The organism is Bacillus cereus group sp. Bce041 (genome assembly GCF_052646455.1).
This window is the reverse complement of the sequence record NZ_JBQXON010000011.1, coordinates 80,076-106,331: the sequence shown is the minus strand read 5'-3', so window position 1 is coordinate 106,331 and position 26,256 is coordinate 80,076. Positions and strand designations below refer to the sequence as shown.

The window sequence follows — 26,256 nt, the reverse complement described above, 5'->3', positions numbered from 1 at the left end:
ATGTCAAACATTCTAGAAATTAAAAATTTAAGTAAATCATTTGGAAACAAAATTGTTTTAAAAGATGTTACATTCAATGTGCCATCAGGGTCAATAGTGGGATTCATTGGTGACAATGGGGCAGGTAAATCAACAACATTTAAAACAGTACTAGAATTAATTTCTAAAGATAGTGGTACAGTGAAAATATTTGGTGAAGAAAATATAAATAAAGATGCCAAGAATAAGGAGAAGATTGGAGTCGTATTTGATGCTATGAATCTCCCGGCTCATCTTACAATAAAACAACTAAATAAGGTTTTTGAAAAGATGTTTGAATCTTGGGACAGAGAAAATTTTTACCGATTAGTTCATTCTTTCTCTTTACCTACTAATCAAAAAGTAGGTAGGTTTTCCCGTGGAATGTCGATGAAACTATCTATAGCTGTTGCATTGTCGCATAATGCCAAATTGTTAATCCTAGATGAAGCGACGGGAGGTCTTGATCCTTCATCTAGGGAGGAGGTATTAGAGGAATTAAAAAGTTTTGTGAATAAAAGTAACGGTGGTATATTACTTTCTTCACATATTATGAGTGATGTAGAAAAAATAGCTAGTCACCTTATTGTGATAAAAGATGGAGAAATTTTATTGAATGAAGAAAAGGATAAAGTTTTGGACAATTATGCCATTGTAGATGTTGATGAGGAACAACTAACTTTAATCAACAAAGATATAGTTGTGGTGAAAAGGAATAATGGTTCTTATTTCAATGTACTTGTATCAGATGTGCATAAACTACCAAATGGGATTGCTCATAGAACCATTTCACTAGAAGAAATAAGTGTTTTATTAACAAGGAGTGAAAAATAAATGAAAGGTTTATTATTGACAAACTACTATCTAGTGTATCGAACTTTCTTTATGTTCATGGGAATGGCGATATTAGGATCGGGATTTGTTTTTTATTTTGGTAATGCTTCAATGTACCGTTTAATTGCTACATTCATTATCTTATTTGCTGCGATTCCTGCACTTGAAGTTATTAAGTATGAGAGTAAGTCGGGTTATGAAAAATATGTACTTACTTTACCGGTTACTAGAAATAACATTGTACAAAGTCACTACCTTTTCTATTTTTTAGTTGTAATTATTGGTACTTTATTATCGTATGGCATATTTTATGTACATGGTTTAGTATCAGATATACCAATTGATGATGATATATTTAAGAGTGTTTCTTTAGGGACGTTCATCATTCTTAATGCCGGAGCAATAGCCTATCCACTTCTCTATGTTTTTGGAGCAGAAAAATCTGATGCTATTACAATTGGAGGCGCATGCGGGGGGCTTGTTACTTATTTTGGATTACAAAGTGTTATTGGTTATCTAATAGAACAATTTCCAATATCAAATTTAAATTCATCTGTATACGTTTCAATGCTATATACAATATTTGGTGTTATCATATATATCTTTTCTTTTGTTATTTCGGTATTTATATATTGTAATAAAGAATTTTAATATGTTTTCACTTGGTATTTTCTGAATTATTTCCAAAGAAATAATTCAGAAAATACAGAAAAATTTCGTAATCATTTGCGGAAGTCTGTTATAATAAACGAAAAAATGAAAACGCTTTAAAGGGGGATATAACCAATATGATGATGAATGTACCGCTAACAATTAGTTCTATGATGGAAAGAGCAGAAAAGTTATTCTCAAAGAAAGAAATTGTTTCTCGTACACATGATACCATTACGACATTAACGTATAAGCAGCTAGGAGAAAGGACGAGAAGACTTTCTAGTGCGTTAAAAAAGCTTGGGATTAAGGAAGGCGAACGTGTAGGAACGTTAGCGTGGAATCATCATCGACATGTGGAGGCGTATTTTGCTATTCCTGGTATTGCTTCCGTTTTACACACAATTAATATTCGTTTATCTCCTCAACATATTTCATACATTATTCAGCACGCAGAAGACCGAATTCTACTTATAGATGAAGATCTCGTACCGCTTGTTGAAAATATTCAATCACAATTATCAACTGTACAAGCTTACATTATTATGACTGATAAAGATGAACTCCCAAACACTACGCTGAAGCCTGTATATCATTATGAAAAGCTATTAGAAGAAGGCGATCCCAATTTCCAATTTGTAAAAGATATTGATGAAAATACACCAGCTGGTATGTGTTATACGTCAGCGACTACAGGAAATCCGAAAGGTGTTGTATATACGCATCGTAGTACTGTACTGCATTGCATGGCACTCGGTTTAGCGGATACAGCTGCTTTATCGGAAAGTGACGCGGCGATGGCAATTGTACCGATGTTCCATGTGAATGCTTGGGGACTTCCTTTCGCTGCTACTTGGTTTGGATCAAAACAAGTTCTTCCAGGACCGATGTTTACGCCGAAAATTTTATTAGAAATGATCCAATCTGAAAAAGTGACGTTAGCTGCCGGTGTGCCGACAATTTGGCTCGGTGTATTACAAGAGTTAGAAAATAATAGTTATGATTTATCTAGTATGACGAGAATACTATGTGGTGGTGCAGCCGCACCGAAAAGTGTTATTAAAGCATTTGAACAGAAACACAATGTTCCTTTCATCCATGCATATGGTATGACCGAAACAAGCCCACTCGTAACACTTGCACGTTTAAAAAGTTATGAAACAGAATTATCGTATGAAGAGCAATTAGAAATTAGATCAAAGCAAGGGTATCTTGTCCCTGGTGTAGAGATGAAAGTAGTCGGTACAAATGGTGAAGTGAAGTGGGACGGTACGGAGATGGGAGAACTATGTTTACGAGCACCTTGGATCGCTGAAAGCTATTATAACGATGATCGTACTGTCGAAGGTTTTCGCGATGGATGGTTATATACTGGTGATGTTGTCACAGTGGATGAGGAAGGTTGCGTGAAAATTGTTGACCGTACGAAGGATGTTATTAAAAGCGGGGGAGAATGGATTTCTTCGGTCGATCTTGAAAATGCTTTAATGGCACATGATGCTATATTTGAAGCGGCTGTCGTTGCAGTTCCTCACCCTCAGTGGCAAGAGCGACCAATTGCCTGCGTTGTTCAAAAGAAAAATAGTACGGTTACAAAAGAAGAAATATATGAGTTTTTAAAACCACAGTTTGCGAAGTGGTGGTTGCCAGACGATATTGTCTTTATGGAAGAAATACCGAAAACATCTGTTGGGAAGTTTTTAAAACAGGCGCTTCGGAAAGAACTGGAGCATTTGCATAGAGAGAAATAAGTGAACTTCTATTTGTAAACTCTAATACATTAATGGTTGACAAAAGAAGAATGGAAAGATAATATGATTTTTATGATATGTTACCTAAAAAAAATTTTAAGTTTACAAATAGGAGAAGCAAATATGAATACAAAAAACTTAGTTTTTGTCGCTTTATTCAGTTCTATTATGGGAGTGTTAGGGTTAATACCTCCGATTGCTCTTTCTATTACACCAGTTCCAATTACATTGCAATCACTCGGTGTTATGCTTGCGGGTGGGTTGTTAGGATCACGTCTAGGTGCGTTAAGTCAGCTTATTTTCTTACTTATTGTAGGAGTTGGAGCACCATTGCTTGCGGGTGGACGCGGTGGCCTTGGTGTATTTGTTGGACCAAGTGCAGGATATTTACTTGGTTACATCATTGGGGCGTTTGTTATTGGTTATTTAATTGAGCGTTTACGTGAAGTTTCTATTATAAAAGTATTATGTATTAATATAATTGGTGGTATTTTCGTAGTTTATGTATTTGGTATTACTGTACAAGCGTTCTTAATGGATGTTTCTGTATGGGAGACAATGAAAGTGAGTGCTGTGTTTTTACCAGGGGATTGTATAAAAGCAATTATTGCGGCAGTTCTCGTAACAAAATTACATCGTTCATTGAAACATATTATTACGCCCGCTTTAAAGAATGGAAAATATACAAATACGGGATGATAAAGGGAAGAAACACGTTAATTGCGTGTTTCTTTTTATTATTATTGTAAAGAAAGGACGTCTCATATGGGGATTACAAAAGAATATAAAAAGCATGCCTCTTTACAACCAAATAAAATAGCGATAAAGGAAAATGATAGAGTTTTAACATATAAAGAGTGGTTTGAATCAGTTTGTAAAGTAGCAAGCTGGTTAAATGAAAAAAAATCGAAGAATAAAACGATAGCAATCCTATTAGAAAATCGTATAGAGTTTTTACAACTATTTTCTGGTGCCGCTATGTCCGGGTGGGTTTGTGTTCCGTTAGATATAAAGTGGAAACAAGATGAGCTCAGAGAAAGAATTGAAATTAGTAATCCGGATATGATTGTGACAGAACGATATAAGGTGAATGATCTATTGGATGAAGAAGGAAGAGTAATTGAAATTGATGAGTGGAAAAGAATGATAGAGAAATATCTTCCTACATATTCCACTGTAGAAAGTGTACAACATGCTCCTTTTTATATGGGATTTACATCAGGATCAACAGGAACAGCAAAAGCATTTTTACGTGCACAGCAATCGTGGGTTCATAGTTTTGATTGTAATGTACATGACTTTCATATGAAAAGGGAGGATTCAATTTTAATAGCTGGGACGCTCGTTCATTCTCTTTTCTTATACGGGGCAATAAGTGCATTATATGTAGGACAAACAGTGCACATTATGAGAAAGTTCATTCCGAATCAAGTATTAGATAAGTTAGAAACTGAAAATATATCGGTTATGTATACAGTTCCGACAATGCTTGAATCTTTATATAAAGAAAATAGATTAATAGAAAATAAAATGAAAATTATTTCATCAGGAGCGAAATGGGAAGCTGAAGCGAAAGAAAAAATAAAGAATATATTTCCTTATGCGAAAAGATATGAATTTTATGGTGCATCAGAGTTAAGTTTTGTAACAGCACTAGTCGATGCAGAAAGCGAAAGAAGGCCAAATTCAGTAGGAAAACCTTGTCATAATGTGCAAGTTCGAATATGTAATGAAGCAGGCGAAGAAGTACAAAAAGGTGAAATAGGAACTGTTTATGTGAAAAGTGATCAGTTTTTTATGGGATACATAATAGATGGGGTTTTAACACGGGAGTTGAATGCAGAAGGTTGGATGACAGTGCGAGATGTAGGCTATGAAGATGAAGAAGGCTTTATATATATTGTTGGTAGAGAGAAGAATATGATTTTATTTGGAGGAATCAATATTTATCCAGAAGAAATAGAAAGTGTATTACATGAACACCCAGCTGTTGATGAAATAGTTGTAATTGGTGTGAAAGATAGTTACTGGGGTGAAAAGCCCGTCGCGATCGTAAAAGGAAGTGCTACGAAACAACAATTAAAGAGTTTTTGCTTACAGAGATTATCCTCTTTTAAAATACCGAAAGAATGGCATTTTGTAGATGGAATACCTTATACAAATAGTGGGAAAATCGCTCGTATGGAAGCAAAAAGTATGATTGAAAACCGGGAGAAAATATATGAATAGAGCAGTCATTGTAGAGGCGAAAAGAACACCTATTGGTAAGAAGAATGGGATGTTAAAAGAGTATGAAGTTCAGCAATTAACAACGCCGCTTCTTACGTTTTTAAGTAAAGGGATTGAGAGGGAAATAGATGATGTCATATTAGGTAATGTTGTTGGGCCAGGAGGGAATGTTGCGAGACTATCTGCTTTAGAGGCGGGACTTGGCTATCATATTCCTGGTGTAACGATTGATCGGCAATGTGGTGCTGGTTTAGAAGCAATTCGAACTGCGTGTCATCTCATTCAAGGCGGGGCAGGTAAGTGTTATATCGCCGGGGGAGTAGAGAGTACAAGTACGTCACCTTTTCAAAAAAGAGCACGATTTTCACCTGAAACAATTGGTGATCCTGACATGGGAGTAGCGGCTGAATATGTTGCGGAGCGTTATAATATAACGAGAGAAATGCAAGACGAGTATGCTTGTCTTAGTTATAAGCGGACACTGCAAGCGTTAGAAAAAGGATATATACATGATGAAATATTTTCTTTTAATGGATTATTAGATGAATCTATAAAGCCAGAAATGAATTATGAACGAATCATTAAAAGAACAAAGCCCGCATTTTTACAAAATGGAACAGTGACGGCAGGTAATTCATGTGGTGTAAATGATGGGGCATGTGCTGTTCTTGTAATGGAAGAGGGACAAGCTCGAAAGTTAGGTTATAAACCTGTCCTTCGTTTCGTTCGTAGTGCTGTAGTGGGAGTGGATCCCAAGCTTCCAGGGACTGGTCCGATATTTGCGGTGAACAAATTATTAAACGAAATGAATGTAAAAGTAGAGGACATCGATTATTTTGAAATAAATGAAGCATTCGCCTCAAAAGTTGTTGCTTGCGCAAAAGAGTTACAAATTCCGTACGAAAAAGTAAATGTAAATGGTGGAGCAATTGCGCTCGGTCATCCGTACGGTGCATCTGGTGCTATGCTTGTAACACGTTTGTTTTATCAGGCTCAAAGAGAGTCTATGAAATATGGAATTGCTACATTAGGAATTGGAGGCGGGATAGGGATTGCGCTATTATTTGAGAAAGTAGAAGACTAGCGAGGTAACTAGTTTTCTACTTTTTGAGGAACATAAATATTGCTACCAGGCTTCGCTTTCATTTCGTTCCAAGCAGCAATCGCATCAGCTTTTGCTTTCCCTTTATTATTTGGATCTTCGAAAAAGTCACGAGTAAAGCGATTGTATTCAAATTGTGTACCGATAGTTGTTTTGTATGTAGGGTCTTTTTTTCGTTCGTTTTCTTCATGCCAAAAAGCTATCGCGTCTTCATATGTTTTTCCAACATTCTCTTTGAAAAATTTTTGAAGAGCTACTGTAAAGCGAAAGTTTGTTCCGATTTTTTCTTTGAAAAAAGCACGAACATCTTCGCTACAGCGGTGATTGTTAGTAATAATCGTTTGAAGAGAAAGGTCTTTATAGGATAGAGAAGTTTTACTCACCTTTTGAACAGAGCTGTTTTTTAATATTTTACCAGTAGTTAAATAATGTGAGATACAATCGGTTATTTCGATCTTAGAGCCACTAGCTGGCAACCCATTCTCACGACAAAATGTTTGGAGTTCTGCTTTTAACCAATAATAGTTTTGGAAATCTTCAAGTGATATAGACTTTGTTAAAGGTGGACGCATGAATGTAACAACTACTTTCTTCCATAATTTCCTTCAATTATAAAACATATGTTCTTTTTATGGAAGGGTTAATTTGTAAATATAATGGGAAGAGGAGATTGCATATGGAAAATGTAATGCAAGTTCGTGTTACAGGAATTTTAATTGAAGATGAAAAGGTATTGCTAGTAAAGCAAAAAGTGGCTAATCGAAATTGGTCTTTACCTGGAGGAAGAGCAGAGAATGGCGAAACGTTAGAGGAAGCAATGATTCGAGAAATGAGAGAAGAGACAGGGTTAGAAGTTAACATTCAGAAGCTACTCTATGTTTGTGATAAACCAGATGCTCGCCCGTCTTTATTACATATAACGTTTTTGCTTAAAAGGATTGAAGGTGAAATTATGCTACCTTCTAACGAGTTTGATCATAATCCAATTCATGATGTGCAAATGGTGCCGATTAAAGATTTAAGTCATTATGGTTTTTCGGAAACTTTTATCAATCTTATAAGTGAAGGTTTTGTAAATGCAGGGAGTTATCAAGGTTTGAAACAAAATATAGGTCTGTAAATATAGGGGAAGGATAGCCGTTCGCTATCCTTCATAACATGTTTTAAACTGCTGACTGTAAAGAAGAAACAAGCTGATTTAAAAATTCATCTCCGCTCATAATTGCTTTCCCGCCACCGCGAGCACTCTTCTTATTTCCGCCACCTTTTCCTTCGAGTGTAGGAAGAGCGTCTTTTAAAAGAGCATTCATATCGAGTGATACTGATTTTCCGCAAGCGAGAATACATTGTAGTTTGTCATCATTTTCGATGACGAAATACGTAATTGCATGCTCTTGTTGTTCTGTAATAATAGCGGAAAGCTTTGCGATTTCTTGCATAGAACGATTTGTAAATACTTTAGAAATAAGTATGCCGGCATGTATTTCCGTAGGGTGTTGAAGTAGTTCATTTGCCTCTGCAAATAATAATTTTTCATTCATTGTTTGTATTGCTTTTTCGTTTTCTTTTTGAGAAGTAAGCAGTTGCGCCACTTTTGTTGGAATATCAGTTTCGCTACTGTTTAATTGTTTGGAGACATTCTTCATAATTTGTTGTTGCTGCCCTATTAATTTAAGTGTGCGCCAGCCAGCGATAAACGTTAGTCGTATGCCACCTTTATTGCGTTCCCAGCTAAGAACTTGAATAGGACCTACTTCACCAGTACGTTTCGGGTGTGTTCCGCCACAGCCGTTATAATCAAAGTTTTCGATCATAACAACGCGTATATTTTCTGTCATAGTCGGTTCTTTACGAAGGGGCAACGTTTTCGCTTCTTCTAAGTTCATCCACTGGATGCGGATTGGATGGTTTTCAAAAACAATTTTGTTTGCAATTTGTATTGCTTTTTCAACCGTTTCTGCATGAAGATTTTCTGTTTCTAAATCAATTGTTACTGTTACTTTACCAAGATGGAATCCAATTGTAGGCATGTTAAAATGGTCCCAAAAGGCAGCAGATAAAATGTGCTGAGCCGCATGTTGCTGCATATGATCAAAACGGCGATCCCAATTGATTTTACCTTCTACGTCTTCTGTATGTAATTGTTCTGCAATGTAATGACGAATTTCTCCGTTTATCTCTTCTACATTGATTACATTGATATCATTTAATGTACCAGTATCATATGGTTGTCCGCCACCTGTCGGATAAAATGCTGTTTCATTCAAAACAACGTATAAGTTACCGTCTTTATCATAATCTTGCTTTATAATTTTAGTAGTAAAGTCTTGCTTATAAGCGTCAGTGTAATATAATTTGTGCTCCAATTTTCTTTCTCCTCTCGCATTAACTAGTTTCATTGTAAAGCAATTGAAATTAGTTTCCTAATATTTCAGAAGAAAGAAACTATTTTTAGAATTTTCTTGCTATAATAAGAAAAAGAAAATGCGGGGGTGGAATGAATATGTTATATGAAAACGGCGTAGATAAACTGCTTAGTTTAAGTAGAAATATTTCCGAATTATATCGAGAATTAAACGAAATGACCCGGATTTTAACGGATTGTAATCGAGAAAGTGTGAAGTTTGATCGATTATATGTAAAAGAGTTACTTTGGAAGAAAGAAGATGTAATAGAGAAATATGACCAGCTACTTGTACAACTTTGTATTAACGAATGCTTTGATCTAAAAAGTGTCATTACAGGGGAATATAAGTATACATATGAAGAAGTAGAAAACATAGTTTTACAATTTAATGAAAAGTATAATGTCGCAATCTTAATTAAAGATGTGTGTAAAGAATTACAGTTCACATATGGAATTGATATGGACATAACGAGAACAACTCGGGTATCAACAGCTCAAGTATAGAAAAAGGAAAAGAAAGCAGATCCTTTGCTTTCTTTTTTTGTGAAAATAGAGAGAGTAGGTTTAACGATGAAGGGGAAGTTACAGCATATTCATCCGCTTGGAATGAGTATTATTTTAGGGACATTGTTTGCTAGGTTTGCAACTTCAATGAGTATCCCTTTTTTAGCGATTTATTTAACGACTGTTAAAGGTGTATCAGCTGGAATGACTGGTGCTATTATCGGAACGAGTGCACTTGTTGGTGTTTTTGCTAGTTTTATCGGAGGGAATTTATCAGATCGATTTGGCCGGAAAACGATTATGATCTGGTCCATGATAGTTTGGATTTTTGTGTTTATAGGTTTTTCACTTGCGGATCATGTTTTAAGTTTCTTTTTATTAAACGCTTTAAATGGATTATGTAGGTCGTTTTTTGAGCCAACATCAAGAGCATTATTATCAGATTTAACAAAGCCTGAGTATCGGTTACTCGTCTATAACTTACGATACGGTGCAATAAATGTTGGAGTTGCTATTGGACCAATTGTTGGATTACAGATTGGAAGTGCAAAATCAACAATTCCTTTTTTAGTAGCAGCTGGGGTATATATTCTATATACAGCTATATTAGCGTTCCAATTTAAGAAGTATCCAATGGAAAAAAAGAAAGTGAGTACAGAAAAACCTGTTACAATGTTAAATGCAATGCGTATATTGCGAAAAGATATAGTATTTTTAGTTGCTTTAGTCGGTATTATTTTGAGTAATTGCGGTTTTTCACATTTAACGACGACAGTATCTCAATATTTTGCAAATGCACATATATTTGAGGATGGAGTGAAGCTATTCTCATATATGCTCGCTTTAAATGCAATTGTTGTAGTGATTATCCAATACCCTGTTATTCAAATGTGCAAAAAATACACACCATTAGCATCCATTATGGTTGGAACTTTATTTGTGAGCGGAGGATTGTTTGGATTTGGAGTAGTAGAATCTATGCTAGGTGCTGCCGTCTGTACAATTATTTTTACAATTGGAGAAGTCTTAATGTTTTCAATGACGGATGTATTTATTGATGATATTGCTGTTGCGCATCTAAAAGGAACATACTTCGGTGCGATGGGTTTTTCGGGAATTGGAGCAGTAATAGGTCCGTGGTTTGGAGGAGTACTTCTCGATTACTACGGGTACCAAAATGGGTTTGCAATATTTTCAGCACTAGCTATATTTTCAACTGTGGCATTTCCTGTGCTTTTAGTTACAAAAGGTTTATCGAAAAAAAGATATGATAGAAATTCTAATATAGAAATGCATGCGAAATAACATAAGCCCCAGTAACCAACTGGGGCTTAGTGTGTATTATATTAACTCTTAATTTGAAAAAAGAACTTTCTTTTCATGCTTATCAGCAACTTCATTTTTGGAAATATGAATGGCTAAATATCCATTTTCTAAGCAGGCTAGCATCTTCTTATAAATAATATTATCGGGTAAAGGAATGATCCGCTGTAAAGAAATATTATTATGAAGTATGCAAATGGTTAGGCCTGTCTTCATCTTTTTAATGACTACATTTTGTTCAGTTACATTTGGTACATCTGTTTCCAAAATGTATTCTTGTTCCGTTTCGCAAAGGTCAATATGAATTTGATTTGGGAAACTAAAGTTACTACAAGAGTCAGAACAAAATTGATCCATCCATTCTTCGAAACCATCAACATGAAAAAGACAATCCTTCTTTTTCTTGCCCATGTAAGACACCCTCCGTGAAATCTCAATTCATACTATGTTATGCATGAATGAAGTAGGGGTGAAGAATAAATGGAAAAATATAAACATTGTATGTGGAAAAGATAGCTAGTGTGCACTTTTTGTTTTACATATCATGATGCGCATGATGTTTTTGGCGTGAATGGTTACGGTTTTTTACTTTATGAGATCCGCTTAATGGTTCAGGTTGTCCTTTTTTTTCTTTCGCTTCACGATTGTTTTTTCCCATTGTATGTGACACCTCCTCTTCCTCTTTAGAATGAGAGAAGTTTGCAAATTTATACGAGAATGTTTTTAGAAAAAAAGGTAAAGATAAATGGGACTAACTATTATGGAAAGGGGATTATATAATGCCATATCATAAAGATAAACAACAAGCGTTTCAAGCAGCTCAGCAAGGTGTTACACAAGCAGAAAATGCATTTAACAACATTGTAAAAAATGATCCAAACTACGGTCATGATTTAAAAGAATTACGCCAAGAGGTTCAGGAAGCGTATGAACAAATTCAAAATGCACTAGAAGTAGCTTCAGAAACACAACGCCCACAACTTGAGCAATACGAAAATAACCTTCAAAATATTATGCAGCATGTAGATCAATTAGAAAAGTAAATGAGGTTGTTGTGTATTCGACAACCTCATTACTTTAACGAATATTATGCTAAAACAGAAAATTTTTCTACTCGTTTTTTCTTTATTATGCGCAGTACATATATTTCAAGTTGAAAAAGTGGAAGCGAAAATGTTGCTCAGAAAAGAGCTAGAACCAACTGGCTATGTAACATGGGAAGTACCTAATAATGAAAAGATTATTGCTATTACATTTGATGATGGACCGGATCCAACTTATACACCACAAATTTTAAATTTATTACGTCAATATAAAGCAGAAGCGACATTTTTTATGATTGGATTTCGGGTTCAGCGTAATCCATATTTAGTGAAACAAGTGTTAAAAGAGGGACATGAAATTGGAAATCATACGATGAATCATTTGTATGCGAGTAATTCATCAGATGAAAAATTAGAAAATGATATTTTAGATGGAAAGAAATTTTTCGAAAAATGGGTGAAAGAATCTTTGCTATTCCGTCCACCGGGTGGATATATTAACGATGCTGTATTTAAAACAGCGAAAGAAGCTGGTTATCAAACTGTTCTATGGTCGTGGCATCAAGATCCACGTGATTGGGCAAATCCAGGGGTTGAATCCATTGTAAATCATGTAGTGAAAAATGCAAAAAGTGGTGATATTGTATTGTTACATGATGGTGGAAATAATCGTAGTCAAACAGTAGCAGCGCTAGCAAAAATTTTACCTGAACTGAAAAAGCAGGGCTATCGATTTGTAACGGTTTCGGAATTGTTACGTTATAAACATTAGAAAAAATCCCAAAAGGTGAATGCTCCTTTTGGGATTTTTCGTTACTGGTTCTTTTTGCGTTTCTTATTATTTTGTCGTTCTGCAGCAGTTAAGTTTTCATTTGCAAACTCTTCGTTATAACCAGCACCTTGTCCTTGTGCAGATGCCGCATTCATTCCTGAAATAGTATGATTTGCTTTTCTTTTACCCATTTTATTTCACCTCTATAACTTTTTTTGTAAGTTGCATGATGAGCAGTTCATAGTATGTATGAACTGTAAAGAAAGCGCTAATAGAGCACTTTACTTTATGGTAATAGTATTCATAAGGAACATGAACACTATTCAAATTTAGAAACATAAAGAAAACTTATGATAATCTATAAGTTTCTTATTATTTACTTATTTAGAAAGTTGTAATAAGATATTATCGTAAGGTATTGAAAAGTTTGTCTACATTTTATATTCAGACAACTTAGTCACGTTTAACAGGGGGGAAACATAATGGTCAAACATAATCCATTTCAATCACGCGCAACTTTTGAAGTAGATGGAAAAACGTATCATTATTATGATTTGAAAGCGCTTGAAAACGCAGGGGTTGGCAACGTATCTCAATTACCATATTCCGTGAAAGTTTTACTTGAATCAGTACTTCGTCAAGTAGACGGACGTGTAATCACAGAAGAGCATGTTACAAATTTAGCGAAATGGGGAACGAAAGATGTGCAAGATATCGATGTTCCATTTAAACCATCTCGTGTAATTTTACAAGATTTTACTGGTGTTCCAGCTGTTGTTGATTTGGCTTCGCTTCGTAAAGCAATGGCAGACATGGGTGGGGATCCTGATAAAATTAATCCGGAAATTACTGTAGACCTTGTAATCGATCACTCTGTACAGGTTGATAGAGCGGGTACGGCAGACGCGCTTGCATTCAACATGGACTTAGAGTTTAAACGTAATGAAGAACGTTATAAATTTTTAAGCTGGGCACAAAAATCATTTGATAACTACCGCGCAGTTCCACCAGCTACAGGTATTGTACACCAAGTAAACCTTGAATATTTAGCACCAGTTGTTCACGCGGTGAAAAATGCTGAAGGTGACTTAGTTGCATACCCAGATTCATTAGTTGGAACAGACTCACATACAACAATGATTAACGGTATCGGCGTTCTTGGTTGGGGCGTTGGTGGTATTGAAGCAGAAGCAGGAATGCTTGGACAGCCTTCATACTTCCCAGTACCTGAAGTAATCGGTGTAAAATTAACTGGTACACTTCCAAGTGGTACTACAGCAACTGACGTTGCATTAAAAGTAACACAAGTATTACGTCAAAAAGGTGTAGTTGGTAAATTCGTTGAGTTCTTCGGTAATGGACTAAAGAGCATGCCTTTAGCTGACCGTGCAACAATTTCAAACATGGCACCAGAATATGGCGCAACTTGTGGATTCTTCCCAATCGATGATATTTCATTAGAATACTTACGTTTAACAGGTAGAGATGAAGAACAAATTCGCGTTGTTGAAGAATACTGTAAAGCGAACGGCTTATTCTATACAGCAGACAGCAAAGATCCAATTTACACTGATCTTGTTGAAATTGATTTAAATACAATTGAATCTAACCTTTCTGGACCGAAACGCCCACAAGATTTAATTCCACTTTCAGATATGAAAGATGCGTTCCACAAAGCTGTTGTAGCACCAGTTGGAACACAAGGACTTGGATTTAATGAGCAAGAGTTCGATAAAGAAGTGAAGGTTACATTAGAAGATAAAGAAGTAACGATGAAAACAGGTGCAATTGCAATCGCAGCAATTACAAGCTGTACAAATACATCAAACCCATACGTATTAATTGGAGCAGGTCTAGTTGCGAAGAAAGCAATTGAAAAAGGACTTGTAGTACCTGAGTACGTAAAAACATCATTAGCACCAGGATCTAAAGTTGTTACTGAGTACTTAGATAAATCAGGTTTAACAACATATTTAGACCAATTAGGTTTCCAAACAGTTGGTTACGGCTGTACGACTTGTATCGGTAACTCTGGTCCATTAGCGCCAGAATTAGAAGAAGCAATCGCAGCAAACGACTTATTAGTAACATCTGTTTTATCTGGTAACCGTAACTTTGAAGGTCGTATTCATCCACTTGTAAAAGCGAACTACTTAGCATCACCACCACTTGTTGTGGCATATGCACTTGCAGGTACTGTTGATATTGACCTGAAAAATGATGAAATCGGTAAAGATGCAAATGGTAATGCTGTTTACTTCAACGATATTTGGCCATCAGCTAAAGAAATTGAAGATGTAGTTCAAAGCGTTGTTACATCTGAGCTGTTCAAGAAAGAATATGCACAAGTATTTAATAGCAATGAGCGTTGGAATGAAATCCAAACTTCAAACGAAGCTTTATATACTTGGGATAATGATTCAACATACATTCAAAACCCACCATTCTTTGAAGGTTTATCTAAAGAGCCAGGTGAAGTTGAAACGTTATCAGGCTTACGCGTAGTTGGTAAATTTGGTGACTCTGTAACGACAGACCACATTTCACCAGCAGGTTCAATCGGTAAGCACACACCAGCTGGACGCTACTTATTAGAAAACGGCGTACAACCAGTTGACTTTAACTCTTACGGTTCTCGTCGTGGTAACCATGAAGTTATGATGCGTGGTACATTCGCGAACATCCGTATTAAAAACCAAATTGCACCAGGAACAGAAGGCGGATATACAACATACTGGCCGACTGGTGAAGTAACATCAATCTATGATGCTGCTATGAAATATAAAGAAGATGGCACAGGTCTTCTAGTTGTTGCTGGTAAAGATTATGGTATGGGAAGTTCTCGTGACTGGGCTGCGAAAGGTACTAACTTATTAGGTATTAAAGCAGTAATCGCAGAAAGCTTCGAACGTATTCACCGCAGTAACTTAGTGTTAATGGGTGTATTACCACTTCAATTTAAAGATGGCGAAAGTGCTGAAACGTTAGGTCTTGTTGGTAACGAGTCATTTGAAATTCAAATCGACAAATCAGTTAGACCACGTGATCTTGTAAAAGTAGTTGCAACTGATTTAGATGGCAACGAAAAACAATTTGAAGTAGTAGCTCGTTTCGATAGTGAAGTTGAAATTGATTACTACCGTCACGGTGGTATTCTGCAAATGGTTCTTCGTGAGAAAATTGAAGAGTCAAAAGTGTCAAACTAAATAATTGAAATGAACGAGAAGGAAGCTAACAACTGTTAGCTTCCTTATTTTATGGAAAGGGATGAAACCATTTGGTTTCATCCCTTTCTTTTTACTGTGAAAAAATGGAGGAAACGTCATGAAAGAATATAAAAGAATTTTGTTACCGTTACAGAAAGAAAAAATATTAGTAATAGCAGCTGTATGTAGTGGGCTTTTTGCAGCGATTTTAAATTTATCTCGGCCACTATTCATGGGACTAATTGTAGATAATTTGATTCAACGGGAGTTGAAGGGAGCATATTTTTACATTACTTTGTTTACAGTTTGCCGCTTGTTGATGTGGGTGAACAACCTCTCATTTGATTATATAAGCTCAAAAGCGAGTCAGCGAATATTACGAGAGAAGCGTATAGATGTATTGCGCCATTTTTTCCTATTACCGTTTGAAGAGAGTGAGAAGATTAAGCAAGGAGAGTTAGAAACTTTGGTCGTGTCTGATATTCCGAACTGGGTCAGGTTATATGGCTCTATATTAATAGAATATATACATGCCATTGCGCAATTTATAGGTGCGTTCATAGCACTACAACATATAGATATACAGTTCATATTGTGGATAACTCCGTTTTTATTTTTAAGTGCAACGGTTCCGATGTTGTTTGGGGAAAAGGTAAGAAATATCGCAAGCGTTGCTCAAAAAAATCACTCAAGTGTTGTAGAGATGGTGTCACAGTTTGTAAAGGGAATACAAGATTTGCGGAGTTTACAAAAAGAAAAATGGGCAATTCGCTTATTTAAAAGAGTAACGGCACAATCGTATAAATCGGAAGTAAAGAAGACGATGATGCAACATTGTATTGGAGTAGTTGGAACGGTGATTGAAACAGGAGCATATATCCTTGTTCTCATTATAGGTGCACAAAAAATAATGAGGGGAGAAATAGAAGTTGGTTCACTCATTGCAGTGTTAGCGACAATTGAGATGCTCTTTTTCCCTGTCCGTTATGTAGGCGATTTATTAATAATGACACAAGTTGCAGTCGCTTCGGCAAATAGAACTTTTTGCTTTTTAAATAAACGAGCAGCAGATAACAATGTAGAAAGAGCGATGGGTATCAGGATAACAAATGTTTCATTTCAGGAGAATGACGAAGAGAAATGCAGAATTCATAATATTGATTTGCAAATTCGTCCTGGTGAACTCGTTATTATTGTGGGAGAAAGCGGTGCAGGAAAAACAACGCTTTTAAAGTTAATAACGGGCTTGTATAAACCATCTAACGGTAGCATTGCTTATTATGGTAATGAAGCTCGTATGACTACAGTTTGGCAAGAACCACGTTTTTTTCGAACGACGATAACAGAGAATATGTATTTCGGGGAAGAGTGTTTAGAAAATCAGTTAGAAAAAAATAGTGAACTTATAAATGTAACGCCGATTATTAGAGGGTTACCTGAAGGGAGTCAAACTGTGCTACATAAAAGCGGTGAAGAGCTTTCAGGAGGCGAAAGAAAACGTCTCGCATTATTGCGAGCGATTGTATCAAATCCAACTCTTATTATTTTAGATGAACCGACGGCTGGGTTAGATCCAGGCAATCAAGAACTGGTTTGGAATATGATTGAAGGGATAGGAAGAGATGTAACGAGAATTGTGGCAACACATGATGTAGAGAGAGCGATGATAGCAGATTGTGTTGTTGTCATAAAGAATGGGACTATTGTGGAATGTGGGAATCCTAGAGAATTATTAAATTGCAACTCATTGTACAAAGAGTTGCAAACAAAAAGATAAGAGATATGTAATGCCCTTATCTTTATTCAGCTATTTGCCGGGCAGCCCGATTGGTGAGGGCTGATTAAAGTTTCACTTTATTCGTTCTCATTAAGTTGATAAGTATAAGAATTCGGATCACTAGAATTAACTTCTTTGACGAGAGTAAGTTGATTTGTATCTGGATTATATTTGAAAATCTTAATTGTATGTTCGCTACTTAGTAATGGATTATATTCTTGAATAGCGAATGTATTTTCCGCAATTTGTGTCATATTACTGGTGGGAACATTTTCTATGGAATCATGATTTGTAGAAATTTCAACGACTTTTTCACTGTTGAAAAATAAAAGAACGATTACTAAAATAACTAAGCATATTCGTATATAGCGTAGCTCTTTGGTGATAGGGTGTTCTCCCAAAATAATCATCCTTTCTATAACTATTCTATAGTAGTAATGGTAGTCATCGTGAAAAAAGTAATAATGCCGAGGCCTGCCCAAAGGATAAATGAGATTAATGCGATATAGAGACAAATACGTCCAACTTGTTTTTTTTCAGGGTCTTTACTAAATAGTGAGATAATCCATGTGATAATTCCGATTGGGGAAAATATAAAACTAAGAATATATAGAAGTATTTTTTCAAATAAATTCATGAGAGCTCCTTTCATTGTAAAATATTCTATTTATTTCTAATTATATGATGGAAAGGTAAATATTTCATCACAGTTATAAAAATTCTGATTATTTAGAATGTGAATATTTCCAAGCTTGTCCGTATAAGCTAAAATAAGATATATAGTATTTTGATGAATGTGTTAAAAGAAGATAATACGTTAGGGTGATATAAAATGTGGCGGAAGCTTACGATTATTGTAGTGTTACTTTGTTTAGCGGGATATGCAGCTTATGAACAGTTTGGTAATAAAGAGCAGGCGGTAAAAGTGAAGCAAGAAAAAAGTGAAGCTGTGATGAAAGAGATTATCGCAAGGAATGGTATTGAGATAGGGAAGAGCGCACCAGACTTTGAATTAACTAAGTTAGATGGGACAAATGTAAAGTTATCGGATTTAAAAGGAAAGAAAGTAATTTTAAACTTTTGGGCTACGTGGTGTGGACCATGTCAGCAAGAAATGCCTGATATGGAGGCTTTCTATAAAGAACATAAAGAAAACGTAGAAATTTTAGCAATCAATTATACGCCTTCAGAAAAAGGTGGGGGGGAAGAAAAGGTAAGCAATTTTATTAAAGAAAAAGGAATTACTTTTCCTGTTTTATTGGACAAGAACATTGATGTGACAACAGCGTATAAAGTAATTACGATTCCAACTTCGTATTTTATAGATACAAAAGGTGTCATTCAAGATAAGTTTATTGGGCCGATGACGCAAAAAGAGATGGAGAAAAGGGTTGCTAAATTAAAATAATGGTAAAAAGGTAGAGGTGGAGAGTTCCCATTTCTGCCTTTTCTTTTTCAAGTAGTAATAACTTCATGATATGATGTAAGAAATATAAACGTTTAGAGATAAAGGAGTGTATGGAGTGGGGAATGTATCCTTACCGTTAGATTATGTTGTAATTGATTTTGAAACAACAGGATTTAACCCTTATAATGATAAAATTATTCAAGTTGCAGCGGTGAAATATCGTAATCATGAACTGGTAGATCAATTTGTTTCATACGTGAATCCAGAGCGGCCAATTCCGGACCGAATAACGAGTTTAACAGGTATTACCAATTATCGCGTTTCAGATGCACCGACGATTGAAGAAGTGTTACCTTTATTTTTAGCATTTTTACATACAAATGTTATTGTGGCTCATAATGCTTCTTTTGATATGCGCTTTTTGAAAAGTAATGTAAATATGCTTGGGTTGCCTGAACCTAAAAATAAAGTAATTGATACTGTATTTTTAGCGAAGAAATACATGAAGCATGCGCCTAATCATAAACTTGAAACGTTAAAACGAATGCTTGGAATTCGTTTAAGCTCTCATAATGCATTTGACGATTGCATTACGTGTGCTGCTGTTTATCAAAAGTGTGCAGCTATTGAAGAAGAAGGGAAACGAAAAGTAAATAAGGCTATGCTTGATGAAACTGCGGTATATGAAGCGGTGAAAGAAATACTTGCATGTAATAAACGTAATGTAGAATGGCTACGTTGTATGAACGTAGGAAGTTATTTAGATATAAAAGCTTTTTATCCAGTTATGAGATTAAAGGTAAAAGGACGAAAGAAATATGTATTAACAGAGATATTAGAAGAAGATGTGAAAGAAATATGTACAAGTTTAAAATGTGAACCGGCGTTAAAAAGTGAAGTTGGTAATACGAGAATTATGCTTAATAGCTTAGAGGATGTTATGAAATTAGAAAGTTATATTTTAGAGCAGTATGATTTTGTATTACAGGCGCTTCATGATTATAAAGAAAATGAAATGAATGCAGATGAAAAGTTGAAAGAGTATTTAAATATTATGGTATAAAAAACTCCGTGTGCAATATATTGTACACGGAGTTTTTTTAGGAGTACTAAAACATAAAATTTTCTTGCAAATCTGATTAAAGAGTTTTTTGTTTGCTCATACTATGTAATAAGAAAGCGAAGGAGAGAGGGTGAACAACATGAGAAGAAGTCGCCGTAAATCGTTTGAAGAACTTGTAAATGAAAATAAACAACAATTATTAAGCGATCGTGATGCAATTGATCGCATTGAAGAGCGCATTGAAAAACGTTATGAAATGAAACTTTTTAAGCAAGCTGAATAATTCTTAACACTAGTACGATACTAGTGTTAAGGAGGCGATAGTAATGGGTAATCCGAAAAAAAATTCAAAAGACTTTGCACCAAATCATATTGGAACACAATCGAAAAAAGCTGGTGGAAATAAAGGAAAGCAAATGCAAGATCAAACAGGTAAACAACCGATTGTTGATAATGGTTAAAGAAAAGGAGAATATTACATTCTCCTTTTTTATGTATAAATTTGAGGAAAGATAGGTAATTTAAGATGGTGTGTATATACAATATTAGGAGGGAAGTACATGCCAAATCCAGATAATCGAAGTGACAACGCTGAAAAGTTACAAGAAATGGTGCAAAATACAGTTGATAACTTTAATGAAGCAAAAGAAACAGCGGAACTTTCTAATGAAAAAGATCGTGCTGCTATTGAAGCAAAAAATCAAAGACGTTTAGAAAGTATTGACTCATTAAAAAGTGAAATCAAAGATGAATCTTAACAAAATGTACAAAAAGGGCTGACTTTTGTCAGCCCTTTTTCGTAATCGTAAAATTTTCAACGAGTAAACGCCAATTTTGTGGGAATGGTAAACCGATTTTCCAGTAACTAATACCACCTATACCTTGTTCTTTCATTAAATTGAATTTACTTTGAACAGACCGTGAATCTTCAAACCAAACTTCGTGTTGCACGCCGTTTTCATCAAAATAATTAAAATGAGGAGCTTGGGCTGTGAAATCATAACGAATAGGGACATTATATTTACGAGCTAGTGCAACAGCTGCGACAGAGCTAATTGCTTTTGCGGGTGGATTTCCTTGTTTAAATGGAAGCTTCCAATCAAACCCGTATAAATTTTGCCCCATCATAATTTTTTGGGGAGGCATTTGAGATTTTGCATATTGAAGTACTTCTTTCACCGGACCGATAGGAGAAATTGCCATCGGTGGCCCGCCCTGCCATCCCCAGTCATATGTCATAATGACGACGAAATCAACAATTTGCCCTTGCGCTTTATAATCGTGAGCTTCGAAAAATTTTCCCTTTTGATTTGAACTTGTTTTCGGTACGAGAGTTGTGCTCAATGTGTACCCGCTAGGTAAGCGTGTTTTTACATTTCGTAAAAAACGATTATACGCTTCGCGGTCTTCAGGTGCTACACTCTCGAAATCGAAATGAATGTCTCGCATGCCATATTTCTCAGCTGTTTGCAAAATGTTTGTAATAAATTTGTTTTGAATCGTTGCGTCGCGTAAAATAACCGATGTTAGATCGGCACTGAAATTACCATTTTCAATATTTGTAATAACGAGCATAGGGATTGTTTTACCCTGCGTTGCAATATTAGCGATTTTAGCTGTTTCAGTAGGTTCTTTTAATGTGCCATCTCTTTTTGCCTCAAAACTAAAATAAGCTAAGTATGTTAAAAATGGATTGATGGCACGTGTAGCATTAACTAAACTCTCTTTAATCGGTATAGTGGAAGGTTGTAAATAAGCGATGGATTCTACAGCTCGTTTTGTACCTTTTGGTACGTATAATTGTTGTCCGACATGGAGAATAGATTTTAAAGATAAATTATTAACTTTAGCTAAACTAGCGAGGGGGACATTATATGTTTGAGAAATTCGATATAGGCTGTCACCAGGCTGTACATAATAATTATTCCCTTTCGTATTAACGATAAGTGCCTGACCAACCACGAGCGTTTCAGCTGGATTTAATCCATTGTCTTTTACTATTTCGTCAGGTGTTGATCCATATTTTGATGCCAAGCTATATACGCTATCACCACTACGAACAGTTACAATTTGAATCATATGCTGGCTCCTTTCAGTAAAAGATTCACTGTTTTTATTTTATTTTTGATGTTACTGTATTATGATTAAATGTATGCAAGGTAGCAGAAGTGAAAGAAGGCGAATATACATATGTTTGTAGCAGAACATGAAGTTGAAATCCGTTATGCGGAAACAGATCAAATGGGTGTTGTTTACCATTCAAACTACTTAGTGTGGCTTGAGTTAGGTCGCACGAAACTTATACAAGATTTAGGTTTTTCATATGTTGAAATGGAGAAAGAAGGAATTATTTCTCCTGTGTTAGATTTACAAATTTCATACCGTAAAGCGATGCGTTACGGAGAAAAAGCAATCGTAAAAACATGGGTAGATACTGTGAGCCCACTTCGCGTTGTATATGGATATGAAATATATAATGGTGATGGTGAACTTTGTATTACTGCAAGTACAACGAATATTTGTGCGAAAAAAGAAGGGTTCCGCCCTGTATCATTTAAAAAGTTATATCCTGAGTGGTATGCGAAATATGAGGAAATTAAGAAAAAATAAAAAAGCGTGGCAGAAGCCACGTTTTTTTATTTTTCATAATTAAATTGTGGGAAGTCGTCACCTTCGTTAAGTGTAACAGATAAATTATGTCCATCGAAGAACCATTCATCATCGCCTTCAATAAAGAAGTTAATACCTTCTTCTTGAATTTGAACAGCAGGATGTGCAGGATCATCTTTACGAATACCTAAAGAAAGTCCTTTTTGCACAGTACTGCAACCACCGTATTGTACGAAAAAGCGTAGTGTTTCATTTGATTGTAAGTTTAATTCATTTTTATACCATTGTGCTGCTTCTTTTGTTACGGAAAGATTCATGTATAGTTCCTCCAAATTATGTTGCTTTTTCTTTAGTATAAAAAATAACGCAAAAAGACGCTATTAATATGCTTCACGTTTTCTTTTTGCGTTATGTGGGTTACGATCTTATTTTTGCTTTTTTGAAAAGTTTGCTTTTGGTTCAGTTTTATTTATAATTCGTCCGATATTTGCACGGTGTTTATAAATAACCATACCTGCTAATAAACACATCGCAATAATGAAGATTTTATCCCCGCTAACAATGGATGCAATAACAGCAACAACTGCTGTTACCATAGAAGAAAGTGATACGTATCTTGTTGTAAATAAAAGGGTGAAAAATACAACAGCCAATATTGCAAAAACAACTGGTGAATAGCATAATAGCACCCCAGCAGAAGTTGCAACTGCTTTACCACCGCGGAATTTCGCGAAGATTGGATAGACATGTCCAAGAACAGCCGCTAACCCGAACCATAGTGGATGAATATCTAATCCGAAAATCATTGGTAGACTTGTTGCTAATGTCCCTTTTAAAATGTCAGCAATTGTAACGGTAAAACCTGCTTTTTTCCCTAATGTGCGGAATGTGTTTGTTCCGCCTAGATTACCGCTCCCGTGCTCACGAATATCGATTCCGTAGCCGATTTTTCCAACAACTAGTGCAAATGGAATCGAGCCAAGTAAGTAGGCAACGATAAATAAAAGATATGTAGTAACCATAAGTTCAGTCTCCTTTATTCAAATGTGTTGATAAAGGGTAAAAAGAGTTTTTCCCGTATATTGTACCATACATTTGTAAAGAGCACATTTCTTTTTTGTAAATGAAAAATTCATTATTTCGTGAAAAAAATTTCACAGTAATGTTACATTTCTCACAGAAACAGTAAGACTGTATGTAGTAACATTTTAATCAAAAGATAACAACATATTGGTGGAGGGTTATAAATGTTACAAAATAATACACGTGGAGAAGAAGAATTAATGAAAGTGTTTGAGACAATAGTCCACGGCAATGAACAAGATTTGATGCAAGAAAATGCAAATGTAGACGGCCGCTCTCCAATGGGCGTAATGGGAACGTTCGCATCTGAGAGTGCAAAATATTATGCTGTTGAGAATTTATTGTCAGATCAAGTGAAAAAAGCGATAAATGAAAATATATTATATCCACATGATTTAGATTTTTATGCAACAGGAACGACGACTTGTTCACAAATTCCGTTAGCGCAAATGCTTGCTAATGGTTTTCATACTGGACATGGACATATGAGACAACCGCAAGACATTAAAAGTGCATTGGCTCTTTCGTCTATTATTTTTCAAGCGAATCAAAATATGCAGCATGGTGGTCAATCGTTTGCACTCTTTGATATTGATTTAGCACCTTATGTACGAAAAACAATTGAGAGACATAAAAAACGATTACAATCATATCCGCTTACGAAAGAACAAATAGAAGAATTTTCATGGAAAGAAACGGAAAATGATACGTATCAAGCGTGTGAGGCTTTCGTTCATAATTCGAATAGTATGCATAGTAGGGGCGGAGGACAAGTACCGTTTATTTCTATTAATTATGGAACAGATACATCAAAAGAAGGAAGAATGTTAATTAAACAACTTTTAAAAGCGACACAAGCTGGACTTGGTAAAGGAGAGACACCGATTTTTCCGATTCAAATTTTCAAGATGAAAAAAGGTGTGAATTTTGAAGAAAGTGATCCGAACTACGATTTATTTGAATTAGCATTAGAGACAACCGCAGAGCGATTATTCCCTAACTTTTCATTTTTAGATGCTCCGTTTAATGCAGTGCATTATGATGGAAGACCAGAAAGTGAAGTATGTTACATGGGATGTCGTACCCGTGTTATGTCTAATATACATGGAGAAGAAACAGCGATTGGTAGAGGGAATTTATCATTTACGTCTATTAATTTAGTGAAATTAGCGTTAATTAGTGGTTCAAAAGAAGCGTTTTTTGAAGCGCTAAACTATTATTTAGATTTAGGAATTAAGCAGTTATTAGAAAGATTTGCGTATCAATGTACGAAGCGAGCAAGAGATTTTCAGTTTTTATATTCACAAGGTGTATGGCGTGGTGGAGAAACGTTGCATCCTGAAGACTCCGTAGCCTCAATTTTAAAACAAGGGACGTTAAGTATTGGTTTTATCGGTCTTGCGGAATGTTTAGTAGCTTTAACAGGAAAGCATCATGGGGAAGATGAAGAATCATGGAAACTTGGGTATGAAATTATTTCCTTTATGAGAGATAGAATGGATAAAGCGACAGAAGAACATCAACTGAATTTCTCAGTAATTGCAACTCCAGCAGAAGGATTATCAGGGAAGTTTGTGAAAAAAGATAGAAAAGAATTTGGCGTGATTAGCGGTATAACGAACCATAATTACTATACGAATTCATTCCATATTCCAGTTTATTATAACATTCAAGCGATAAATAAAATTCGTTTAGAAGGTCCGTTCCATGCTCTATGTAACGGGGGACATATTACTTATATTGAACTAGACGGAGCAGCAATGCATAACAAAAAGGCATTAAAACAAATTGTACAAGCCATGGCAGAACATGGCGTTGGATACGGTTCAATTAATCATCCTGTTGACCGTTGTAAGTGCTGTAGTTATCACGGGGTTATTGGGAATGAATGTCCAAGTTGCGGGAATGAAGATGAGGCTAATATAGAAAGAATTCGCCGTATAACAGGCTATCTTGTAGGAGATATGTCAAAGTGGAATAGTGCGAAACGTAGTGAAGAGATAGATCGGGTGAAACATAAATGAAAGTGATGAATATTATTCATGATAGTGTAGTAGATGGAGAAGGATTGCGGACAGTCGTGTTTTTTGCGGGCTGTCCGCATCGTTGCGTTGGTTGCCACAATCCGAAATCGTGGAATATTTGCAACGGAACGGAAATGACAGTAGAAGAAATTGTGAAAGAGATTGCAAGTAATCCATTAACTGATGTAACATTTTCAGGTGGAGATCCATTTTTTCAAGCTGCTGAAGTGAAAAAGGTAGCAAAAATCGTGAAAGATTTGAAAAAAAACCTATGGATGTATACAGGTTATACGTTAGAAGAGATACAGAGTTCTCAAAATAATGATATGATAGAGTTGTTACATTATGGGGATGTTTTAGTCGATGGAAGGTTTGAAATTGAGGAAAAAGATTTAACACTTCCATTTCGCGGAAGCTCCAATCAACGTATTATTCGATTGAAAGAGTAAAA

The 26,256-nt window shown here is 35.5% G+C and carries 31 protein-coding genes; 21 read left to right on the top strand and 10 right to left on the bottom strand.

Going from position 1 to position 26,256, the window contains the following annotated elements; all coding sequences use genetic code 11:
- From ACUN13_RS25140 to ACUN13_RS25115, 6 genes are all read left to right on the top strand, one after another.
- On the top strand, positions 1-852 hold the full coding sequence (locus ACUN13_RS25140; protein ID WP_000065397.1) for an ABC transporter ATP-binding protein: 852 nt from the start codon (positions 1-3) through the stop codon (positions 850-852).
- A complete protein-coding gene (locus ACUN13_RS25135; RefSeq protein ID WP_445424008.1) occupies positions 853-1,503 on the top strand; it encodes an ABC-2 transporter permease in 651 nt (216 codons plus the stop codon).
- 137 nt (positions 1,504-1,640) lie between these two features.
- The gene (locus ACUN13_RS25130; RefSeq protein WP_000980172.1) at positions 1,641-3,254 is read left to right on the top strand and encodes a long-chain fatty acid--CoA ligase; all 1,614 of its coding nucleotides are present in this window, start codon (positions 1,641-1,643) and stop codon (positions 3,252-3,254) included.
- A 123-nt stretch (positions 3,255-3,377) separates the two neighbouring features.
- Complete coding sequence (locus tag ACUN13_RS25125) at positions 3,378-3,953, top strand: biotin transporter BioY (protein WP_409531798.1); 576 nt, start codon at positions 3,378-3,380, stop codon at positions 3,951-3,953.
- Between the two features lie 66 nt (positions 3,954-4,019).
- On the top strand, positions 4,020-5,483 hold the full coding sequence (locus tag ACUN13_RS25120) for an acyl-CoA synthetase (RefSeq protein ID WP_409531800.1): 1,464 nt from the start codon (positions 4,020-4,022) through the stop codon (positions 5,481-5,483).
- A complete protein-coding gene (locus ACUN13_RS25115) occupies positions 5,476-6,567 on the top strand; it encodes an acetyl-CoA C-acyltransferase (RefSeq protein WP_001078003.1) in 1,092 nt (363 codons plus the stop codon). Before ACUN13_RS25120 ends, ACUN13_RS25115 begins: the two co-directional genes overlap by 8 nt.
- Positions 6,568-6,575: 8 nt before the next feature.
- Here ACUN13_RS25115 and ACUN13_RS25110 read toward each other — a convergent pair whose 3' ends face one another.
- Entirely contained in the window at positions 6,576-7,157 is a 582-nt protein-coding gene (locus ACUN13_RS25110; protein WP_001247747.1) for a DUF6434 domain-containing protein, read from the bottom strand.
- A gap of 104 nt (positions 7,158-7,261) precedes the next feature.
- Between ACUN13_RS25110 and ACUN13_RS25105 the strand changes: the two genes are divergently transcribed.
- On the top strand, positions 7,262-7,705 hold the full coding sequence (locus tag ACUN13_RS25105) for an NUDIX hydrolase (RefSeq protein WP_000432568.1): 444 nt from the start codon (positions 7,262-7,264) through the stop codon (positions 7,703-7,705).
- Between the two features lie 43 nt (positions 7,706-7,748).
- On the opposite strand, the gene ACUN13_RS25100 is transcribed toward ACUN13_RS25105, so the two are convergent.
- On the bottom strand, positions 7,749-8,951 hold the full coding sequence (locus ACUN13_RS25100; protein WP_000400370.1) for a serine-tRNA(Ala) deacylase AlaX: 1,203 nt from the start codon (positions 8,949-8,951) through the stop codon (positions 7,749-7,751).
- A gap of 137 nt (positions 8,952-9,088) precedes the next feature.
- On the opposite strand from ACUN13_RS25100, the gene ACUN13_RS25095 reads away from it, so the two are divergent.
- Both ACUN13_RS25095 and ACUN13_RS25090 read left to right on the top strand, forming a co-directional pair.
- Positions 9,089-9,496 (top strand): hypothetical protein, encoded by a 408-nt coding sequence (locus ACUN13_RS25095; protein ID WP_000965149.1) that lies wholly within the window; start codon positions 9,089-9,091, stop codon positions 9,494-9,496.
- A gap of 66 nt (positions 9,497-9,562) precedes the next feature.
- Complete coding sequence (locus tag ACUN13_RS25090; protein WP_409531804.1) at positions 9,563-10,801, top strand: MDR family MFS transporter; 1,239 nt, start codon at positions 9,563-9,565, stop codon at positions 10,799-10,801.
- Between the two features lie 48 nt (positions 10,802-10,849).
- On the opposite strand, the gene ACUN13_RS25085 is transcribed toward ACUN13_RS25090, so the two are convergent.
- Both ACUN13_RS25085 and ACUN13_RS25080 read right to left on the bottom strand, forming a co-directional pair.
- The gene (locus tag ACUN13_RS25085) at positions 10,850-11,230 is read right to left on the bottom strand and encodes an Hsp20 family protein (RefSeq protein WP_000516748.1); all 381 of its coding nucleotides are present in this window, start codon (positions 11,228-11,230) and stop codon (positions 10,850-10,852) included.
- A gap of 124 nt (positions 11,231-11,354) precedes the next feature.
- Positions 11,355-11,477: a small acid-soluble spore protein P gene (locus tag ACUN13_RS25080; RefSeq protein WP_000517649.1), complete on the bottom strand. Its 123-nt coding sequence runs from the start codon at positions 11,475-11,477 to the stop codon at positions 11,355-11,357.
- A gap of 121 nt (positions 11,478-11,598) precedes the next feature.
- Between ACUN13_RS25080 and ACUN13_RS25075 the strand changes: the two genes are divergently transcribed.
- Positions 11,599-11,862, top strand: a complete 264-nt coding sequence (locus tag ACUN13_RS25075; RefSeq protein WP_001146294.1) for a hypothetical protein — start codon at positions 11,599-11,601, stop codon at positions 11,860-11,862.
- A 46-nt stretch (positions 11,863-11,908) separates the two neighbouring features.
- A complete protein-coding gene (gene pdaB / locus ACUN13_RS25070; protein WP_409531807.1) occupies positions 11,909-12,634 on the top strand; it encodes a polysaccharide deacetylase family sporulation protein PdaB in 726 nt (241 codons plus the stop codon).
- 41 nt (positions 12,635-12,675) lie between these two features.
- On the opposite strand, the gene sspO is transcribed toward pdaB, so the two are convergent.
- Entirely contained in the window at positions 12,676-12,825 is a 150-nt protein-coding gene (gene sspO, locus ACUN13_RS25065; protein ID WP_000518051.1) for an acid-soluble spore protein SspO, read from the bottom strand.
- 291 nt (positions 12,826-13,116) lie between these two features.
- Between sspO and acnA the strand changes: the two genes are divergently transcribed.
- Entirely contained in the window at positions 13,117-15,840 is a 2,724-nt protein-coding gene (gene acnA, locus ACUN13_RS25060) for an aconitate hydratase AcnA (RefSeq protein ID WP_000238564.1), read from the top strand.
- 118 nt (positions 15,841-15,958) lie between these two features.
- Positions 15,959-17,617, top strand: coding sequence for an ABC transporter ATP-binding protein (locus ACUN13_RS25055; protein WP_098214168.1), 1,659 nt, complete (start codon positions 15,959-15,961; stop codon positions 17,615-17,617).
- 77 nt (positions 17,618-17,694) lie between these two features.
- On the opposite strand, the gene ACUN13_RS25050 is transcribed toward ACUN13_RS25055, so the two are convergent.
- The gene (locus ACUN13_RS25050; protein WP_074555548.1) at positions 17,695-18,027 is read right to left on the bottom strand and encodes a YmzC family protein; all 333 of its coding nucleotides are present in this window, start codon (positions 18,025-18,027) and stop codon (positions 17,695-17,697) included.
- A gap of 11 nt (positions 18,028-18,038) precedes the next feature.
- The gene (locus ACUN13_RS25045; RefSeq protein ID WP_001047912.1) at positions 18,039-18,254 is read right to left on the bottom strand and encodes a hypothetical protein; all 216 of its coding nucleotides are present in this window, start codon (positions 18,252-18,254) and stop codon (positions 18,039-18,041) included.
- A 195-nt stretch (positions 18,255-18,449) separates the two neighbouring features.
- Here ACUN13_RS25045 and ACUN13_RS25040 point away from each other — a divergent pair, with 195 nt between their 5' ends.
- The 5 genes from ACUN13_RS25040 (at position 18,450) to tlp (ending at position 20,846) form a co-directional block, all read left to right on the top strand.
- Complete coding sequence (locus tag ACUN13_RS25040; RefSeq protein WP_006917475.1) at positions 18,450-19,025, top strand: redoxin domain-containing protein; 576 nt, start codon at positions 18,450-18,452, stop codon at positions 19,023-19,025.
- 115 nt (positions 19,026-19,140) lie between these two features.
- Positions 19,141-20,088, top strand: a complete 948-nt coding sequence (locus ACUN13_RS25035; RefSeq protein WP_000528755.1) for a 3'-5' exonuclease — start codon at positions 19,141-19,143, stop codon at positions 20,086-20,088.
- 139 nt (positions 20,089-20,227) lie between these two features.
- A complete protein-coding gene (locus tag ACUN13_RS25030) occupies positions 20,228-20,371 on the top strand; it encodes an FbpB family small basic protein (protein WP_001254699.1) in 144 nt (47 codons plus the stop codon).
- A 43-nt stretch (positions 20,372-20,414) separates the two neighbouring features.
- Entirely contained in the window at positions 20,415-20,549 is a 135-nt protein-coding gene (gene sspN, locus ACUN13_RS25025) for an acid-soluble spore protein SspN (protein ID WP_000527987.1), read from the top strand.
- Between the two features lie 99 nt (positions 20,550-20,648).
- Positions 20,649-20,846, top strand: coding sequence for a small acid-soluble spore protein Tlp (gene tlp, locus ACUN13_RS25020; protein ID WP_001133511.1), 198 nt, complete (start codon positions 20,649-20,651; stop codon positions 20,844-20,846).
- 28 nt (positions 20,847-20,874) lie between these two features.
- Here tlp and ACUN13_RS25015 read toward each other — a convergent pair whose 3' ends face one another.
- Positions 20,875-22,167 (bottom strand): glycosyl hydrolase family 18 protein, encoded by a 1,293-nt coding sequence (locus ACUN13_RS25015; RefSeq protein WP_000614855.1) that lies wholly within the window; start codon positions 22,165-22,167, stop codon positions 20,875-20,877.
- Positions 22,168-22,278: 111 nt separating this feature from the next.
- Here ACUN13_RS25015 and ACUN13_RS25010 point away from each other — a divergent pair, with 111 nt between their 5' ends.
- Positions 22,279-22,698, top strand: coding sequence for an acyl-CoA thioesterase (locus ACUN13_RS25010; RefSeq protein ID WP_000495812.1), 420 nt, complete (start codon positions 22,279-22,281; stop codon positions 22,696-22,698).
- A gap of 26 nt (positions 22,699-22,724) precedes the next feature.
- Here the strand turns inward: ACUN13_RS25010 and ACUN13_RS25005 are convergent, their stop codons facing one another.
- Together ACUN13_RS25005 and plsY are read right to left on the bottom strand one after the other, a co-directional pair.
- Positions 22,725-23,015: a HesB/YadR/YfhF family protein gene (locus ACUN13_RS25005; protein ID WP_001054453.1), complete on the bottom strand. Its 291-nt coding sequence runs from the start codon at positions 23,013-23,015 to the stop codon at positions 22,725-22,727.
- Positions 23,016-23,123: 108 nt separating this feature from the next.
- Positions 23,124-23,720 (bottom strand): glycerol-3-phosphate 1-O-acyltransferase PlsY, encoded by a 597-nt coding sequence (gene plsY, locus ACUN13_RS25000; RefSeq protein ID WP_000258974.1) that lies wholly within the window; start codon positions 23,718-23,720, stop codon positions 23,124-23,126.
- A gap of 225 nt (positions 23,721-23,945) precedes the next feature.
- Here plsY and ACUN13_RS24995 point away from each other — a divergent pair, with 225 nt between their 5' ends.
- Together ACUN13_RS24995 and nrdG are read left to right on the top strand one after the other, a co-directional pair.
- Positions 23,946-25,805 (top strand): anaerobic ribonucleoside triphosphate reductase, encoded by a 1,860-nt coding sequence (locus tag ACUN13_RS24995; protein WP_000940076.1) that lies wholly within the window; start codon positions 23,946-23,948, stop codon positions 25,803-25,805.
- Positions 25,802-26,254: an anaerobic ribonucleoside-triphosphate reductase activating protein gene (nrdG, locus tag ACUN13_RS24990; protein ID WP_000867076.1), complete on the top strand. Its 453-nt coding sequence runs from the start codon at positions 25,802-25,804 to the stop codon at positions 26,252-26,254. Before ACUN13_RS24995 ends, nrdG begins: the two co-directional genes overlap by 4 nt.
- The last annotated feature ends 2 nt before the right edge of the window (positions 26,255-26,256 follow it).